At 67.9% G+C, this 13,936-nt stretch carries 14 protein-coding genes; 9 read left to right on the top strand and 5 right to left on the bottom strand.

Features of this window, described 5'->3' with window-relative positions:
• Positions 1 to 23 precede the first annotated feature (23 nt).
• From eat to L1081_RS04495, 7 genes are all read left to right on the top strand, one after another.
• Positions 24 to 1,445, top strand: coding sequence for an ethanolamine permease (gene eat, locus L1081_RS04525; RefSeq protein ID WP_489415383.1), 1,422 nt, complete (start codon positions 24 to 26; stop codon positions 1,443 to 1,445).
• A gap of 13 nt (positions 1,446 to 1,458) precedes the next feature.
• The gene (locus L1081_RS04520; protein ID WP_489415382.1) at positions 1,459 to 2,853 is read left to right on the top strand and encodes an ethanolamine ammonia-lyase subunit EutB; all 1,395 of its coding nucleotides are present in this window, start codon (positions 1,459 to 1,461) and stop codon (positions 2,851 to 2,853) included.
• On the top strand, positions 2,850 to 3,635 hold the full coding sequence (gene eutC / locus L1081_RS04515) for an ethanolamine ammonia-lyase subunit EutC (protein ID WP_489415381.1): 786 nt from the start codon (positions 2,850 to 2,852) through the stop codon (positions 3,633 to 3,635). Before L1081_RS04520 ends, eutC begins: the two co-directional genes overlap by 4 nt.
• 54 nt (positions 3,636 to 3,689) lie before the next feature.
• Entirely contained in the window at positions 3,690 to 4,049 is a 360-nt protein-coding gene (locus tag L1081_RS04510) for a helix-turn-helix domain-containing protein (RefSeq protein ID WP_489415380.1), read from the top strand.
• On the top strand, positions 4,039 to 5,301 hold the full coding sequence (locus L1081_RS04505; protein WP_489415379.1) for a HipA domain-containing protein: 1,263 nt from the start codon (positions 4,039 to 4,041) through the stop codon (positions 5,299 to 5,301). Before L1081_RS04510 ends, L1081_RS04505 begins: the two co-directional genes overlap by 11 nt.
• A 105-nt stretch (positions 5,302 to 5,406) precedes the next feature.
• Positions 5,407 to 6,675, top strand: coding sequence for an HAD family hydrolase (locus tag L1081_RS04500; RefSeq protein WP_489415378.1), 1,269 nt, complete (start codon positions 5,407 to 5,409; stop codon positions 6,673 to 6,675).
• 62 nt (positions 6,676 to 6,737) lie between these two features.
• Complete coding sequence (locus tag L1081_RS04495; RefSeq protein WP_489415377.1) at positions 6,738 to 7,316, top strand: peroxidase-related enzyme; 579 nt, start codon at positions 6,738 to 6,740, stop codon at positions 7,314 to 7,316.
• Between the two features lie 17 nt (positions 7,317 to 7,333).
• On the opposite strand, the gene L1081_RS04490 is transcribed toward L1081_RS04495, so the two are convergent.
• The 3 genes from L1081_RS04490 to L1081_RS04480 are packed head-to-tail and all read right to left on the bottom strand — an operon-like array spanning position 7,334 to position 10,424.
• Positions 7,334 to 9,085, bottom strand: a complete 1,752-nt coding sequence (locus L1081_RS04490; RefSeq protein WP_489415376.1) for a phosphoethanolamine--lipid A transferase — start codon at positions 9,083 to 9,085, stop codon at positions 7,334 to 7,336.
• A gap of 57 nt (positions 9,086 to 9,142) precedes the next feature.
• Entirely contained in the window at positions 9,143 to 9,712 is a 570-nt protein-coding gene (locus tag L1081_RS04485) for a phosphatase PAP2 family protein (protein WP_489415375.1), read from the bottom strand.
• Complete coding sequence (locus L1081_RS04480) at positions 9,699 to 10,424, bottom strand: phosphatase PAP2 family protein (protein WP_489415374.1); 726 nt, start codon at positions 10,422 to 10,424, stop codon at positions 9,699 to 9,701. Before L1081_RS04480 ends, L1081_RS04485 begins: the two co-directional genes overlap by 14 nt.
• Positions 10,425 to 10,573: 149 nt before the next feature.
• On the opposite strand from L1081_RS04480, the gene L1081_RS04475 reads away from it, so the two are divergent.
• Positions 10,574 to 11,248 carry a response regulator gene (locus tag L1081_RS04475; RefSeq protein ID WP_489415373.1) on the top strand — a complete coding sequence of 225 codons (675 nt, stop codon included), beginning with the start codon at positions 10,574 to 10,576 and terminating at the stop codon, positions 11,246 to 11,248.
• Positions 11,245 to 12,597: an ATP-binding protein gene (locus L1081_RS04470; protein WP_489415372.1), complete on the top strand. Its 1,353-nt coding sequence runs from the start codon at positions 11,245 to 11,247 to the stop codon at positions 12,595 to 12,597. Before L1081_RS04475 ends, L1081_RS04470 begins: the two co-directional genes overlap by 4 nt.
• Here L1081_RS04470 and L1081_RS04465 read toward each other — a convergent pair.
• Both L1081_RS04465 and L1081_RS04460 read right to left on the bottom strand, forming a co-directional pair.
• The gene (locus tag L1081_RS04465; protein WP_489415371.1) at positions 12,594 to 13,016 is read right to left on the bottom strand and encodes a thioesterase family protein; all 423 of its coding nucleotides are present in this window, start codon (positions 13,014 to 13,016) and stop codon (positions 12,594 to 12,596) included. The two genes, L1081_RS04470 and L1081_RS04465, sit on opposite strands and share 4 nt — an antisense overlap.
• 22 nt (positions 13,017 to 13,038) lie before the next feature.
• The gene (locus L1081_RS04460) at positions 13,039 to 13,821 is read right to left on the bottom strand and encodes an SDR family oxidoreductase (RefSeq protein ID WP_489415370.1); all 783 of its coding nucleotides are present in this window, start codon (positions 13,819 to 13,821) and stop codon (positions 13,039 to 13,041) included.
• Positions 13,822 to 13,936: the final 115 nt, after the last annotated feature.

Here is a 13,936-nt window from a genome sequence, read left to right as displayed (position 1 = left end):
CATCCGCAAAAAGAGGAAGTCCCATGCATTCCACCGCAGTCACGCCGGCCGCAGCTGCTGCTCCCGCAGGCACCGGCCATCTGAAGAAGGTCCTCGGCCCTGTCCAGCTCTGGGGCATCGCAGTGGGCCTGGTCATCTCGGGTGAGTACTTTGGTTGGAGCTACGGCTGGAACACCGCCGGCACGCTCGGCTTCCTGGTGGCCACGGTGCTGGTGGCCACGATGTACACCACCTTCATCTTCAGCTTCACCGAGCTCTCCACCGCCATCCCGCATGCGGGCGGCCCCTTCGCCTATGCGCGGCGCGCCTTCGGGCCGACCGGCGGCTTCGTGGCGGGCTTTGCGACGCTGATCGAGTTCGTCTTTGCGCCGCCGGCCATCGCGCTGGCCATCGGCGCCTATCTCAACGTGCAGTTCCCGGGCATCAATCCGAAGTGGTTCGCGCTGGGTGCGTACGTGATCTTCATAGCGCTCAACTGGATCGGCATCGGCATCGCGGCGGCCTTCGAGCTGTTCGTGACGGTGCTCGCGATCTTCGAGCTGATCGTGTTCATGGGCGTGGTCACGCCAGGCTGGTCGATGGCCAACTTCGTCGCCAACGGCTGGGCCGGCGGCAGCGTGCTCAACGGCGCGGCCATCTCGGGCATCTTCGCTTCGATACCGTTCGCGATCTGGTTCTTCCTGGCCATCGAGGGCGCGGCCATGGCCGCAGAGGAAGCGCGCGATCCGCACCGCACCATTCCCATCGCCTACACCACGGGCATCGTCACGCTGGTGGTGCTGGCCTTCGGCGTGATGATCTTCGCGGGCGGCGTGGGCGACTGGCGCAAGCTCGCCAACATCAACGACCCGCTGCCCCAGGCCATGAAGGCGGTGGTGGGCGACAACAGCGGCTGGCTGCACATGCTGGTGTGGATCGGCCTCTTCGGGCTGATCGCCTCGTTCCACGGGATCATCATGGGCTATTCGCGCCAGATCTTCGCGCTGGCGCGCGCCGGCTACCTGCCGCGCTACTTCGCGGGCCTGAGCCCGCGCTTCGACACGCCGCACCGCGCGCTGCTGGCGGGCGGCGTGATCGGCGTGGTGGCCATCTTCAGCGACGAGTGGGTGCAGTTCGGCGGCCAGACGCTCACCGCCAACATCGTGACCATGGCCGTGCTCGGCGCCATCGTGATGTACCTGATCTCGATGGCTGCGCTCTTCAAGCTGCGCAAGAGCGAGCCCGGCCTGCTGCGCACCTACTGCGCGCCGTTCTATCCGGTGTTTCCGGCCATTGCGCTCGGGCTCGGCGTGGTCTGCCTCGGCGCCATGGTCTGGTTCAACGCCATGCTCACGCTCCTGTTCCTGGTGCTGATGGCGGCGGCCTATGGCTACTTCCTGCTGACCTCGGCACAACGCAAGGCGGCGGCGCCCGACGAAATGCTTTCCTCGACGCGCACTCTGTGAAGAAGAAGGAAAGATGCGCTACCGCACCACCATCGCCGGCCAGGTCTTCGCCTTCGACGACCTGAAGCAGGTCATGGCCGTGGCCAGCCCGGCGCGCTCGGGCGACTACCTCGCGGAAATCGGCGCGGCCACCGCGCAGCAGCGCATGGCGGCGCGCCACGTGCTGGCCGAGACACCGCTCAAGCAGTTCCTGAACGAAGCGCTGATTCCCTACGAGAGCGACAACATCACGCGCCTCATCATCGACACCCATGATGCAGAGGCCTTTGCGCCGGTGGCCCACCTCACGGTCGGCGACTTCCGCAACTGGCTGCTCTCGGAACAGGCCACCACCGAGGCGCTGACGGCGCTGGCGCCCGGCCTCACGCCCGAGATGGTGGCGGCCGTGTCCAAGCTCATGCGCAACCAGGACCTGGTGTCGGTCGCCAAGAAGTGCAGCGTGGTCACGCGCTTTCGCGACACCATCGGCCTGCCCGGCCACCTGGCCGTGCGCCTGCAGCCCAACCATCCGACCGACGACCTGCGCGGCGTGGCGGCCTCCACGCTCGACGGACTGCTCTACGGCGCGGGCGATGCGGTGATCGGCCTCAACCCGGTGTCCGACAGCATGCAGGTGCTCGGCCGCCTGCTGCACATGCTCGACGAGGTGATCCAGCGCTTCGAGATTCCCACCCAGAGCTGCGTGCTCACGCACGTGACCAACACGCTCAGGCTCGCGGAGGCCGGCGCGCCGGTGGACCTGGTGTTCCAGTCGATCGCGGGCACCGAGAAGGCGAACCTGTCCTTCGGCGTCACGCCCGAGCTGCTGGACGAAGCCCATGCCGCGGCACTGGCACTGAACCGCGGCACCGTCGGCAACAACGTCATGTACTTCGAGACCGGCCAGGGCAGCGCGCTCTCGGCCAATGCCAACTTCGGCGTCGACCAGCAGACCTGCGAGGTGCGCGCCTATGCGCTGGCGCGGCGCTACAAGCCGCTGCTCATCAACACGGTGGTCGGCTTCATCGGGCCTGAATACCTGTATGACGGCAAGCAGATCATCCGCGCCGGCCTCGAAGACCATTGCTGCGGCAAGCTGCTGGGCCTGCCCATCGGCTGCGACATCTGCTACACCAACCATGCCGAGGCCGACCAGGACGACATGGACAACCTGCTGGTGCTGCTGGGCACCGCGGGCATCAGCTTCATCATGGGCATTCCGGGCGCCGACGACGTGATGCTCAACTACCAGAGCACCTCGTTCCACGACGCGCTGTTCCTGCGCCAGACGCTGGGCCTGAAGCGCGCACCCGAATTCGAGGCCTGGCTGCAGCGCATGCAGATCACCGATGCGGCGGGGCAACTCGCGCCGCCCTCGGCCAACCGCCTGCTGGCGGACATGAGCGGCCTGGCCGCGCTCGCGCCATGAGCAAGGACGCGGTCACACCGAATCCCTGGGCGCAGTGGCGTTCGGCCACGCCCGCGCGCCTCGCGCTGGGCCGCGCCGGCGCCGGCATGCCGACCGACGAGACGCTGCGCTTCGGCTGGGCCCATGCCATGGCGCGCGATGCGATCCATGCGGCGCTCGACGTCGATGCGCTCGAAGCCACGCTGCGTGCGCAGCATTGGGATGTGGCGCGGGCACGCAGCCGCGCCGAAGACCGCACCACCTACCTGCGCCGCCCCGATCTCGGACGGCAACTCGACCCCGCGGATGCGCAGCGCCTGCGGGCCACCGCGAAAGGCGATTGCGATGTGTGCCTTGTCATCGGCGACGGCCTTTCCTCGCTCGCAGTGGCGCGCCATGCCGCGCCGCTGCTGGCCGCACTGCGCCCGCAACTACCGCCAGAGACGCGCTTCTCTCCCGTGGTCATCGCCACCCAGGCGCGCGTCGCCCTGGCCGACGAGGTGGGCGAGCTGCTCGGCGCGGCGCTCTCGGTGATGCTGATCGGCGAGCGTCCGGGGCTCAGCTCGCCCGACAGCCTCGGCATCTACCTGACCCATTCGCCCCGGCGCGGCCGCCACGATGCCGAGCGCAACTGCATCTCGAACGTGCGCCCCGAGGGCCTGCCCTGCGATGCTGCGGCGTTCAAGCTGGCATGGCTGATGCGAGAGTCCCTCCGCCGGGGGCTGACCGGCGTCGGGCTCAAGGACGAGAGCGATCTCGCGCTGCTCGATCCCGGCCGCCCGGCACCTTCCCTGCCTGGCTGACCGCAGTTTTGCAGTGATCAAAAATAGTCAATACAATGGTTATTAAGCCACTTAATGGCCATTTTATTGATGACAAGAAGCAGCAACAGCCTTTCCGCCCTGCCCCAGCAGACCGCTGAGCCCCTGAGGAATCTCGGCCTGCGCCTTCGTGCGAACCGGGTGCATCGCGGCTGGACGATCGCGGAAATGGCCGAACGCCTGCTGTGCTCGCCCACCACCTTGCGTTCGCTCGAATCGGGCAAGCCGGCGACCAGCATCGGCTTGCTGGCCCACGCGCTGTGGCTGTTCGGCGAGATCGATTCGCTTGACGCATTGGCTCCCGCACCCGCGGGCCTGGCCGCCAGGCGCCGCGTCCGCAGGTCTGTGGCACGCAGGCCCGCCGGGGTGATCGCCGAGGACGAGCGTGATTTCTGACGAGGCCGGGGACGAACGGCGCATCTACGTCGGGCTCGCGCGCCACACGGGCGACGAGGTGCAGCCTGCCGGCCTGATGAAGCTCGTTCGCCGGGGGGTCGTCGAGTCGGGCGAATTCGCCTATGGCCGGCGCTACCTCGAGGATCCCGCGGCCGTGCCGCTCAATCCCGAGCACCTGCCGCTGCGCGATGCCGCTTTCGCGCTTGCGGAGCGGCGCATCCGCGAGGGCGGCGCCATGCCGCTCACGCTGCGCGATGCCCTGCCCGACAGCTGGGGACGCAAGGTGCTCGAGATCCGGCACCGCAAACCCCTGTCGGACGTCGACGCTCTGCTGCTGACCAACGAGGACCGCATCGGCGCGATGGTGTTCGCCGAGGCATTGCCCATCCAGAGCGAAGAACCGCCCTCCATGCTCTGGTCGCTGGAGGAACTCGCCGAAGCGTCGCGCCGCGTCGAGGAAGGCATGGAGATCGGCCCCGACATGCATCTGCTGCTGCGCGGTGGCAGCCTCGGTGGCGCGCGCCCCAAGGCGGCCTTTGCGCACGAAGGGCGGCGCTACATCGCCAAGTTTTCCTCGCGCGGCGACGACCACGATGTGGAGGTGATCGAGGCCGCCACCCTGTGGCTGGCCAGCGCCTGCGGCATCCGCGTGCCTGCCTTCCTGCTGCAGCCCCTGGCCGCCGGCCACGCCCTGCTGGTGGAGCGTTTCGATCGCACCGGCCCAGTGAACGACGAGCAGCGCCATCACTACCTGTCGGCCTCGGCACTGCTCGATGTGCCCTATGAATCCAGCCGCGGCAGCTATGTCGAACTCGCACAGCTGCTGCGGCGCATCTCGGGGCGGCCCCAGGAAGACCTGACCGAGCTGTTTCGCCGCCTGGTGTTCAACCTGGCGGTGGGCAACAGCGACGACCACGTCAAGAACCATGGCGCCCTGCGGCAGGGCGACGGCCTCTGGCGCCTGGCCCCAGCCTTCGATCTCGTCATGCAGCTGGGCAGCCATACGGGCTACCAGGAACTTGCCATCCTTCCGGGGCAGCACGCATCGAGCCTGGCGCTGGCGCGCCGCGCGGCGCCCCACTTCGGCCTGGCAGCGGCAGAGGCGGACGACATCATCGACCGGACCGAAGAAACCGTTTCGGTGCAGGCCGCGGCCAGCGTCGAGGCGGCCGGCGGAAACCGCGAACTCGTGCGCCGCGTGGCGGCCTTCATCGAACAGCAGTACGACCGCATCCGTGCCCAGGGCCTGTGAACCGGCCCCAGGCTGGCATGGCTGATGCGTAGGCCTCTGCCGAAGTGTCACGGGCGTTCACTACGCTCGGCCTTCCGTTCAACGCCGCACAACAACAGGAACTCAATGCAACGCCGTCTGATTCTTCTCACGCCGCTCGCCGCCGCGCTCGCCGCCACGGGCTGCGCCAGCCTGGCCCCCTCTGCGTCCACGGCGCTTTCGCCCGGCCACTGGGACGCCTTCAACCGGGCACAGATCGAAGGCCTGATCGCCAGCCTCGGCAAGTCGAGCCCGGGCTACAGCGCCACCAGGCCGCCCTACGTGGTCTTCGACTGGGACAACACCAGCGTGTTCCTCGACATCGAAGAAGCCTCGCTGATCTACCAACTCGAGAACCTGGTGTTCGGCGCCACGCCGGCGCAACTCGAGGTGGCGTTGCGCAAGAACATCCCGAAGAAGGACTTTCTTCCCGCGCACAACAATGCGGCCGGCCAGCCGGTCAACATCGACCGCGTGGTGCCCGACATCGTGGCCAGCTACACCTGGCTCTACCAGAACTACAGCGGACTCAAGGGCAGCCAGCCGCTGGCCGCGGTGAAGCTGAGCCCGCACTACATCGCATTCACCACCAAGGTGCGCTATCTCTACGAAGCCATCGGCGACACCTTCGACCACGACACCGCCTACCCGTGGGTGACCTACCTCTTCGTCGGCATGACCGAAGCCCAGGTGCGCAAGCTCACGGCCGCCACCGTGGCCTGGCAGCTGAAGGAGCCCGTGGCCAAGGTGAAATGGACCTCGCCGGCCGCACTGCCGGGCCAGGCCGGCGTGGTCTCGGTCAGCTGGAAGAACGGCCTGCGGCTGCAGCCCGAGATGCAGGAGCTTTATGCCGCGTTCCGCAACGCAGGCTTCGACGTGTGGGTGTGCTCGGCGTCCTTCGTCGACGTGATCAAGGAGATTTCGTCCAACCCCGCCTTCGGCTACAACAACCCGCCCGAGCGCGTGCTGGCGATGGAACTGGAGCGCGACGCCAATGGCGTGATCCAGCCCGAGTACCGGCGCGGCTACGACCAGACGCAGGGCCCCGGCAAGACCAAGAACATCCAGCGCTTCCTGGTCAGCAAATACGGCTACGGGCCCTGCTTCATTGCAGGCGACAGCGAGGGCGACCAGAACATGATGGCCGACTTCGCCGACACGAGGAAGGTGCTGATCGTGAACCGCCTGCGCGACCCGAAGACCGACATCGGCAAGTTCTCGGCCATGGCGGTGCAGAACCACGGCAAGCCCGACACGCGCTACCTGCTGCAGGGCCGCGACGACAACACGGGACAGTGGGTGGCTTCGCAGCTGCACACGCCGCTGGGCGCAACCCAGGGCAAAGCACTGAAGTAGGCATCGGCCCCGCGGGCGGGCAGTTGCCTATGATCCTGGCATTGCCACCCAGGAGACAGAACATGGCCGACCGCTACCCCCTCGCCGAGCTCAAAGACCTGCCGGAAGACATCCGCACCGCCATCCTCGCGGTGCAGGAAAAGGCCGGCTTCGTTCCCAACGTGTTCCTCGCGCTGGCGCGCCGCCCGGCCGAGTGGCGCGCCTTCTTCGCCTACCACGACGCGCTGATGCTGAAGGAGGAAGGTTCGCTCACCAAGGGCGACCGCGAGATGATCGTCACCACCACCAGCGCGGCCAACCAGTGCCTCTACTGCGTGGTGGCGCACGGCGCGCTGCTGCGCATCTACGAGAAGAAGCCGCTGGTGGCCGACCAGGTGGCGGTGAACTACCGCAAGGCCGACATCACGCCGCGCCAGCGCGCCATGCTCGACTTTGCGATGAAGGTCTGCGAACGCTCGCATGAAGTCGAGGACGCGGATTTCGCCGCGCTGCATGCCCACGGCTTCGACGACGAGGACATCTGGGACATCGCCTCCATCACCGCCTTCTTCGGCCTGAGCAACCGCCTCGCAAGCTTCAGCGGCATGCAGCCGAACACCGAGTTCTTCCTGATGGGGCGGCTGCCCCGCGAGAAGAAATAAGTAGCGCGCACTGCGGTTCAGGCCCTGCTTCTGCAGGACGCGAGCGCGTCCAGCGCGGGCTTGTAGGTGGGATTGCTCACGTCCATGAGCCCCAGCACCGTGTGGTAGAGGTTGTCGTGCGTGAGCGGCGCATCGAGCTCTGCTTCCATGCACGGGCGCGATAGCCGGCGGCGCTCGCTCATGCCGGGGCTGAACCAGGTGACCATCGGAACGTACTTCTGCGCCTCGGGTGCGAAGCTGTAGGGCACGCCATGCAGGAACAGGCCGTACTCGCCGAGCGATTCGCCATGGTCGCTCACGTAGAGCAAGGCCGGGTCGTACCGGCCGGACTGCACCTTGAGCCAGTCGATGGTCTGGCCCAGGAAATGATCGGTCTGCGCAATGGAGTTGTCGTAGACGTTCTCCAATTCCGCATGGCCGCACTCGGCCAGCGAGTTGGTCCTGCACTCGGGCAGGAAGCGCTTCATCTCCGGCGCGGAGCGCTTGTAGTAGGCCGGCCCGTGGCTTCCCATCTGGTGCATGACCAGCACCACGCCCTTCGCGCGGCGCTCGGCGGGCAGCGCGGCAATGCGCGCGTCCAGCCCCTTGAGCATCACGTCGTCCAGGCATTCCTCACCGTCGCACAGCGCGCTCTTCTGCGCGGGCGTGAGAGTGTCGAAGGCGGAGGCGTTGGGAATGCGCGTGCACACATCCTTGCAGCCGGCCTGGTTGTCGAGCCACAGCACCGCCAGCCCGGCGGCCTGCAGCACGTCGACCAGGTTCTCGTAATCGTCGCTGCGCGATTCGTAGCCCTGCTTGCCCAGCGGCGAGAACATGCACGGCACCGAAGCGAGCGTGTTGGTGCCGCACGAATGCACGTCGTGCCAGCTCAGCACGCCGCGCGCCGCCAGCTCGGGCGTGGTGTTGCGCGCATAGCCGTTGAGGCCGAAGTGGTCGGCCCGCGCCGTCTCGCCCACCACCAGCACGAACATCGGCGGCCGCGCCTGCCCCGCGTAGCTCGCGCCCAGCGCCGTTCCGGCAGTGATGGGAATCAGCTTGCGGCTGCGCTTGAACATCGGCCTGAGGACCACCGAGCCGGCCGAGTAGAGGCTCGCGACCGGATTCATCATGTAGCGCAGGTGGACGTTGTTGCGCATCAGCGGCGCGAGCTGCCGGTTCATCGACACCGCGGCCACCAGCGCCACCACCACCGAAAGCAGCAGCAGCGCCGCGTTGCGCCAGAGCTTGGAGGCGAAGCGCATCGGCACGATGCGCGCGCGCCAGAGCGCCAGCCCCGGCAGCAGCGCCACCAGCAGCACGTGGTAGGCCATGCGCCAGCTCATGAGGTCGCGCGCCTCGTTCGGGTCGGTCTGCAGCACGTTGGCGATCATGGTCGGGTCCATCACCACGCGGTATTCGAGCATGTAGTGCTGCACGAACGCGGCCAGCAGCGCCACCGCGAACCACAAGGGCTTCATCCAGCGCGACCAGGCCGTGAAGGACAGCAGCGCCACCGTGGCGCACACCATGAGCACCGCCATGGCGGCGCTCGTGGGCAGGTAGGCGCTGGGTGCGCCGCCGATGCGCGCGAGCTCGTTCCAGAGCGGCCAGTTGGCGGCCACGGCAAGGTAGATGGCGAGCCACACGACCACGCGCTGTGCCGATCGGGGCCGCGCCAGCCACAGGTCGATGCGCGCCCAGAGCGCACGTGCGGACGCCAGTTGCGGCGCGCCGGTTGCAGACAGCCCCACGCCCCGCACGGGCGCGGGTTCGATTCTTGAAAATGACATGCACCGACTGTAGGAAGCGCAACTGAAGGCAGCCTGAATTGCGCGTTCAGCCGGTGTTCAGATTCGCGCCTTTCTCGCCCTCAGCCGGGGCCGCATGAAGGCCCTGAGCGCCAGGTTGAGCGGCCGGCTCACGCCGCGCTCCACCACGATCGACACCAGCGCGGCGAGCATCGCCCCCACGACCACGTCGAGCGGAAAGTGCAACCCGAGGAACACGCGGCTCCACCCGACCACCGCGGCCACCGCCAGCGCGGCAAGCATGGGCGCGCGCCACGGCAGGCACCACAGCGAGAACGCGGCAGCGAAGGTGCAGGCGGCATGCAGGCTGGGGAAACCCGGCCGCGGCCCCTGCGGCGCCCACTGGATGCCGAGGCCGTAGAAGGCCGGCCGCTGGAACGGCATGGCCGAGCGGAACACGTTCACGAAGACCCAGACCGCCAGCACGCTGACCAGCGCGGTGAAGCAGGCATAGCGCAGCCGGCGGTCGAGCGCCGCGGCGCCGATGATCGCGGTGGCCAGCAGGGCCGGCAGCACGTCGGAGGCAAAGCGCGCGAAATAGATGCTCCACGCCGGTGCCGCGGCACTGGCGTTGATCAGCGCGAACAGGGCGGTATCAAGGGCCTGCATGCAACACCGTGGTTTGGGCTGCGGACAACCGGGAGGCGCGGGGTGCAACGGCCAGGTCGATGGCAAAGCCCACCACCCAGCAGATCCAGGCGGTCCAGAGCGTATGGCTCATGTAGTGCGCTCCACGCAATTGCTGCGACAGGCCGAGCGCCAGCCCCGCGGCCAGCGACGCGCAGAGCCAGAGGATGGCGGCGCGCGGCGACACCCGGCGCAGCACGAAATAGCCGCCTGCGTAGGCAAAGGCCGCGGAGGCATGGCCCGCCGGAAAACACCCGCCCGAGCCGCCGTCGTAGACCTTCCATGCCCAATGCGACACATGGCTTGCCACGCCGCCGAATTCCTTGAGGTCCCAGGGGCAGCTCGTGTGGCTCGCATGCTTGATGAGGCTGATGGCAACGACCGAGAGCAGCACCGTGAATGCCAGCTGCGCCCGGGCGCGAACGGGCAGCCGCCGCAGGATGCCGAGCGGCCAGCGGATGCCGGCGAACAGCGCCATCACGAACAGCCAGCTCAGGTTCTTCGCGCCCTCGTGCATCACGTGCACCAGGAAGGCGTTGTCGCGCCACGGAAAGCCCATGGGCGTGCCCGCCAGGCGCGCCAGCGCGAGATCGCCGCCGGTGGCGTCCCACGCCAGCAGCAAGGCCAATGCAAGGAGGGTCAGCCCTCCCAGGCGGAGATTCGAGGGATTCGGAAGATTCGGGACACGCGTCATGAGCAGAAGGAAAACCAGCAAGCCTGAAACCCCCTGAGCCTACGTTCGCGGCCTGAACCGAGCCTGAAGCGGCCCTGAACGGGAACTGACGCCGCCCGGACCCGCGACAGTCGGCGCTAGACTGCGTTTTTTTGGAAAGACCACATCGCGTGCGCATATTGCTCGTCGAAGATGACAGTGCGTTGGCAGACGCCGTCTGCAGCTACCTGCTTGCGAAGGCATTCGTGGTCGACGTGGCGTCCAGCCTCGCCGAGGCACGCGGCGCGCTGCTTTCGGTGCAATACGCCGCCGTGCTGCTCGACCTGCACCTGGGCGACGGCGACGGCCTTTCGCTGCTGCCCCAGGTGCGCGCGCTGCGCGAGCCGCCCATCGTCATCGTTCTGACGGCGCGCGACCAGGTCACCGACCGCATCCGCGGCCTCGACGCCGGCGCCGACGACTACCTCATCAAGCCCTACGACCCGGCCGAACTGCTGGCGCGGCTGCGCGCGGTGGAGCGGCGGCGCAGCGCCGGCAGCTCGCCGGTGCTGCATCTGGGCACGCTGGAGATCGACCTGGCCCAGGACCGGGTCCGCAAGGACGGCAACCCGGTCGTCCTCACGCAGAAGGAATGGGCCCTGCTGCGCGTGATGGCCACCCGGCCCGAGCGCATCCACACCCGCGAGAACCTGGCCGACGCGCTCTATGGCTTCGGCGACGAAGCCGACAGCAACACGCTCGAAGTGTTCATCAGCCGCCTGCGGCGCAAGCTGGGCAAGAGCCACATCCAGACCCTGCGCGGCCTCGGCTACCGGCTGTCGACCTCGGCTGACGACGACGAATGAACGCGGCAAGCCCGAAGGGCGGCCGCGACACGCTGGCCGGCCGCCTGACTCGCACCCTGATCCTCTGGGTCGGCGGCGTGTGGCTGCTGTGCGTGCTGGCCGTGGTCTGGTATGTGGACCGCGAGATCAACCACAACTTCGACAACGAGCTGGTCGAGGTGTCGCACCGCATGTTCGACATGGCGCTGCAGGAGCTCGGCAAGCTGCAGCATCCGGGCGCGGCACCGGACACGCCGTTGATCGCGCCCAAGCAATTGTTCTCGGAAGACGCTGTGATGTACCAGGTGGTGGACATCCACGAGAAGGTGCTGCTGCGCTCGGCCGAGGCGCCCATCGATGCCTTCGACGTGCCGCTGGCCGCGGGTTTCGCCAACAACCAGACCTGGCGCATCTATACGGTGCGGCATCCCACGCTGGGCCTGTATTTCCAGGTGGCCGATCCGCTCGACGAGCGGCGCTCGGCGCTGAACCGCACGCTGTTCGGGCTGATCATTCCGCTGGGCGCCGTGCTGCCGCTGCTGGCGCTGGTGCTGCGCAAGGTGGCGCGCAACGAGCTGCGCGTGCTGCAGCAGCTCGCGGGTGAGATCGAGAAGCGCAGCGGCTCCGACCTGCGCCCCATCACGCTGCCCGGCCTGCCGCGCGAGCTGCGCTCGGTCGGCGACCACGTCAACAGCCTGCTGGAGCGCCTGTCGCACTCGCTCGACGTCGAGCGCGCGCTGGCCGCCAATGCGGCGCACGAGCTGCGGACACCGCTGGCCGCGGCACGGCTGCGGCTGCAGACCGCGCTCGAGCACGACCTGCAGCGCAACGACGTGCAGGCGGCGCTCGACGCGCTGCAGCTGCTCAGCCACCGCACCGAGAAGCTGCTGCAGCTCTCGCGTGCCGAGTCGGGCGCCTCGCTCGCACGCGCACGGGTCGATCTGGTGCAGCTGGCAGGCGCCGTGGCGCAGGACTTCTGGAACGACCCGCAGATCAGCGAGCGGCTCGCGCTCAAGGTGCCCGACGACGCCGCGCCCGTTGCCTCGGGCGACGTCGACGCACTGGCGATCGCGCTGCGCAACCTGGTCGAGAACGCGCTGCGCTACGGCGGCAGCGGCCGGGTGGTGATCGAGGTGATGGCGCCCTGCACGCTCGCGGTGCGCGACTTCGGCGCGGGCGTCAGCGCCGGGCAGCTCGCCACGCTGCAGCAGCGCCACGTGCGCCACAGCTCCGATCGCGCGGGTTATGGCCTGGGGCTGTCGATCGTGGGCACCATCGTCGAGAAGCACGGCGCCAGGCTCGAACTGGCATCGCCGCCGCCCGGCGCCGCCAGCGGCTTCGAGGCGCGCATCGTGCTGCGGCCCGCCTAGTCGCTCACCACCGCGCGCAGCCAGTCGGGCAGGGGCAGCGCCTTCTGCTTCGGAAAATCGACCCAGATCGTGGTCGCTCCGCCGGCCGCGCAGATCACCTCGGGCGCCTCGGCGCGCGCCATGGTGGCCCAGCTCTCGAAAGTGGTTCGCGCCGGGTCGCTCACGTACATCTTGAGCAGCACGTCACCCGGGTATTCGATCTGGCGGTAGAAATTGCAGAAGGCGTTGACGATCACCATGCCTTCGCCGCCCGGTTCAGGCGCGATGCCAAGCGAACGGATCCAGTCGATGCGCGCGGTTTCCAGGTAGCGGAAGTAGGTGCCGTTGTTGAGGTGGCCCATGGCGTCCATGTCGCCCCAGCGGATGGGGATGGACATCTCGAACACGAACTTTTTCTTCTCGGGGATTTCGATTCTCATCGGTGGGCTTTGATGGAGAGGATCAGAGCGCGAACCCGTCGTCGGCCGCAATGACCGCGCCGTTCACGAAATGGCTCTGGCCGCTGGCCAGCAGCACGATCAGACCGTCGAGGTCTTCGGGCTTGCCCACGCGCTTGCGCGGCAGCATGTTCACGAGCTTGGCGCCGCCTTCGGAGGCCCAGTGGTCCTGGTTGAGCTCGGTCGTGATGTAGCCCGGGCACAGCGCGTTCACGTTGATGCCGAAGCGGCCCCATTCGAGCGCCATGGCCTTGGTCATCTGCACCACCGCGGCCTTGCTCATGCAGTAGGTGCCGATCTGCGGCAGCACCTTGAGCGCCGCCACTGAGGCGATGTTGATGATGCGCCCGCCGATGTAGGTGCCCGGCGCCGAACCGTCGGCGCGTGCCAGCATGCGCTTGCCCACCTCCTGCGCGACGAAGAAGGAGCCCTTCACGTTGGTGTCGAAGATGTAGTCGTAGTCGTCGGGCGTGACGTCCGAAAGGCGCTGGGTGGTGCTCACGCCCGAGTTGTTGACCAGGATGTCGATGGGGCCGACCTCGGTTTCGGCGCGCGCCACCGCGGCCTTGATGCTGCCGATGTCGGTGACGTCGAGCTCGACCGCGTGCGCGTCGCCGCCCTCGCCCTCGATGCGGGCGCGCAACTCCTTCAATTTCTCGAGCCGGCGGCTCGCGAGCACGACCGCGGCGCCGGCGCGCGCCAGCGTCTTGGCAAACTGCGCGCCCAGCCCGCTGGAGGCGCCGGTGATGAAGGCCACGCGGCCCGAAAGATCGATGCTGTAAGCCATGGGAAGGGGGTCCTGTTGAGCCGTTGCCGAGTCGCCGAGGCGACGCCCGGCACTCCACATAAAATGTTTCGCGCCCTCGAAGCGTCCGAGCCTCAAATCATTATCGACGAGACCC

Origin of the sequence: Variovorax sp. MSC1_012 (assembly GCF_023667525.1) — a bacterium.
GTDB lineage: Bacteria > Pseudomonadota > Gammaproteobacteria > Burkholderiales > Burkholderiaceae_C > Variovorax > Variovorax beijingensis_B.
This window is presented reverse-complemented; position numbering and strand designations above follow the sequence as displayed.

Excerpts from the sequence above, each read along its gene's own strand:
- L1081_RS04495 (WP_489415377.1), top strand. The coding sequence starts at position 6,738 with ATGGCCGACCGCTACCCCCTCGCCGAGCTCAAAGACCTGCCGGAAGAC.
- L1081_RS04465 (WP_489415371.1), bottom strand. The coding sequence starts at position 13,016 with ATGAGAATCGAAATCCCCGAGAAGAAAAAGTTCGTGTTCGAGATGTCC.
- L1081_RS04500 (WP_489415378.1), top strand. The coding sequence starts at position 5,407 with ATGCAACGCCGTCTGATTCTTCTCACGCCGCTCGCCGCCGCGCTCGCC.
- eutC (WP_489415381.1), top strand. The coding sequence starts at position 2,850 with ATGAGCAAGGACGCGGTCACACCGAATCCCTGGGCGCAGTGGCGTTCG.
- L1081_RS04510 (WP_489415380.1), top strand. The coding sequence starts at position 3,690 with ATGGCCATTTTATTGATGACAAGAAGCAGCAACAGCCTTTCCGCCCTG.
- eat (WP_489415383.1), top strand. The coding sequence starts at position 24 with ATGCATTCCACCGCAGTCACGCCGGCCGCAGCTGCTGCTCCCGCAGGC.
- L1081_RS04470 (WP_489415372.1), top strand. The coding sequence starts at position 11,245 with ATGAACGCGGCAAGCCCGAAGGGCGGCCGCGACACGCTGGCCGGCCGC.
- L1081_RS04485 (WP_489415375.1), bottom strand. The coding sequence starts at position 9,712 with ATGCAGGCCCTTGATACCGCCCTGTTCGCGCTGATCAACGCCAGTGCC.
- L1081_RS04460 (WP_489415370.1), bottom strand. The coding sequence starts at position 13,821 with ATGGCTTACAGCATCGATCTTTCGGGCCGCGTGGCCTTCATCACCGGC.
- L1081_RS04520 (WP_489415382.1), top strand. The coding sequence starts at position 1,459 with ATGCGCTACCGCACCACCATCGCCGGCCAGGTCTTCGCCTTCGACGAC.
- L1081_RS04480 (WP_489415374.1), bottom strand. The coding sequence starts at position 10,424 with ATGACGCGTGTCCCGAATCTTCCGAATCCCTCGAATCTCCGCCTGGGA.
- L1081_RS04490 (WP_489415376.1), bottom strand. The coding sequence starts at position 9,085 with ATGTCATTTTCAAGAATCGAACCCGCGCCCGTGCGGGGCGTGGGGCTG.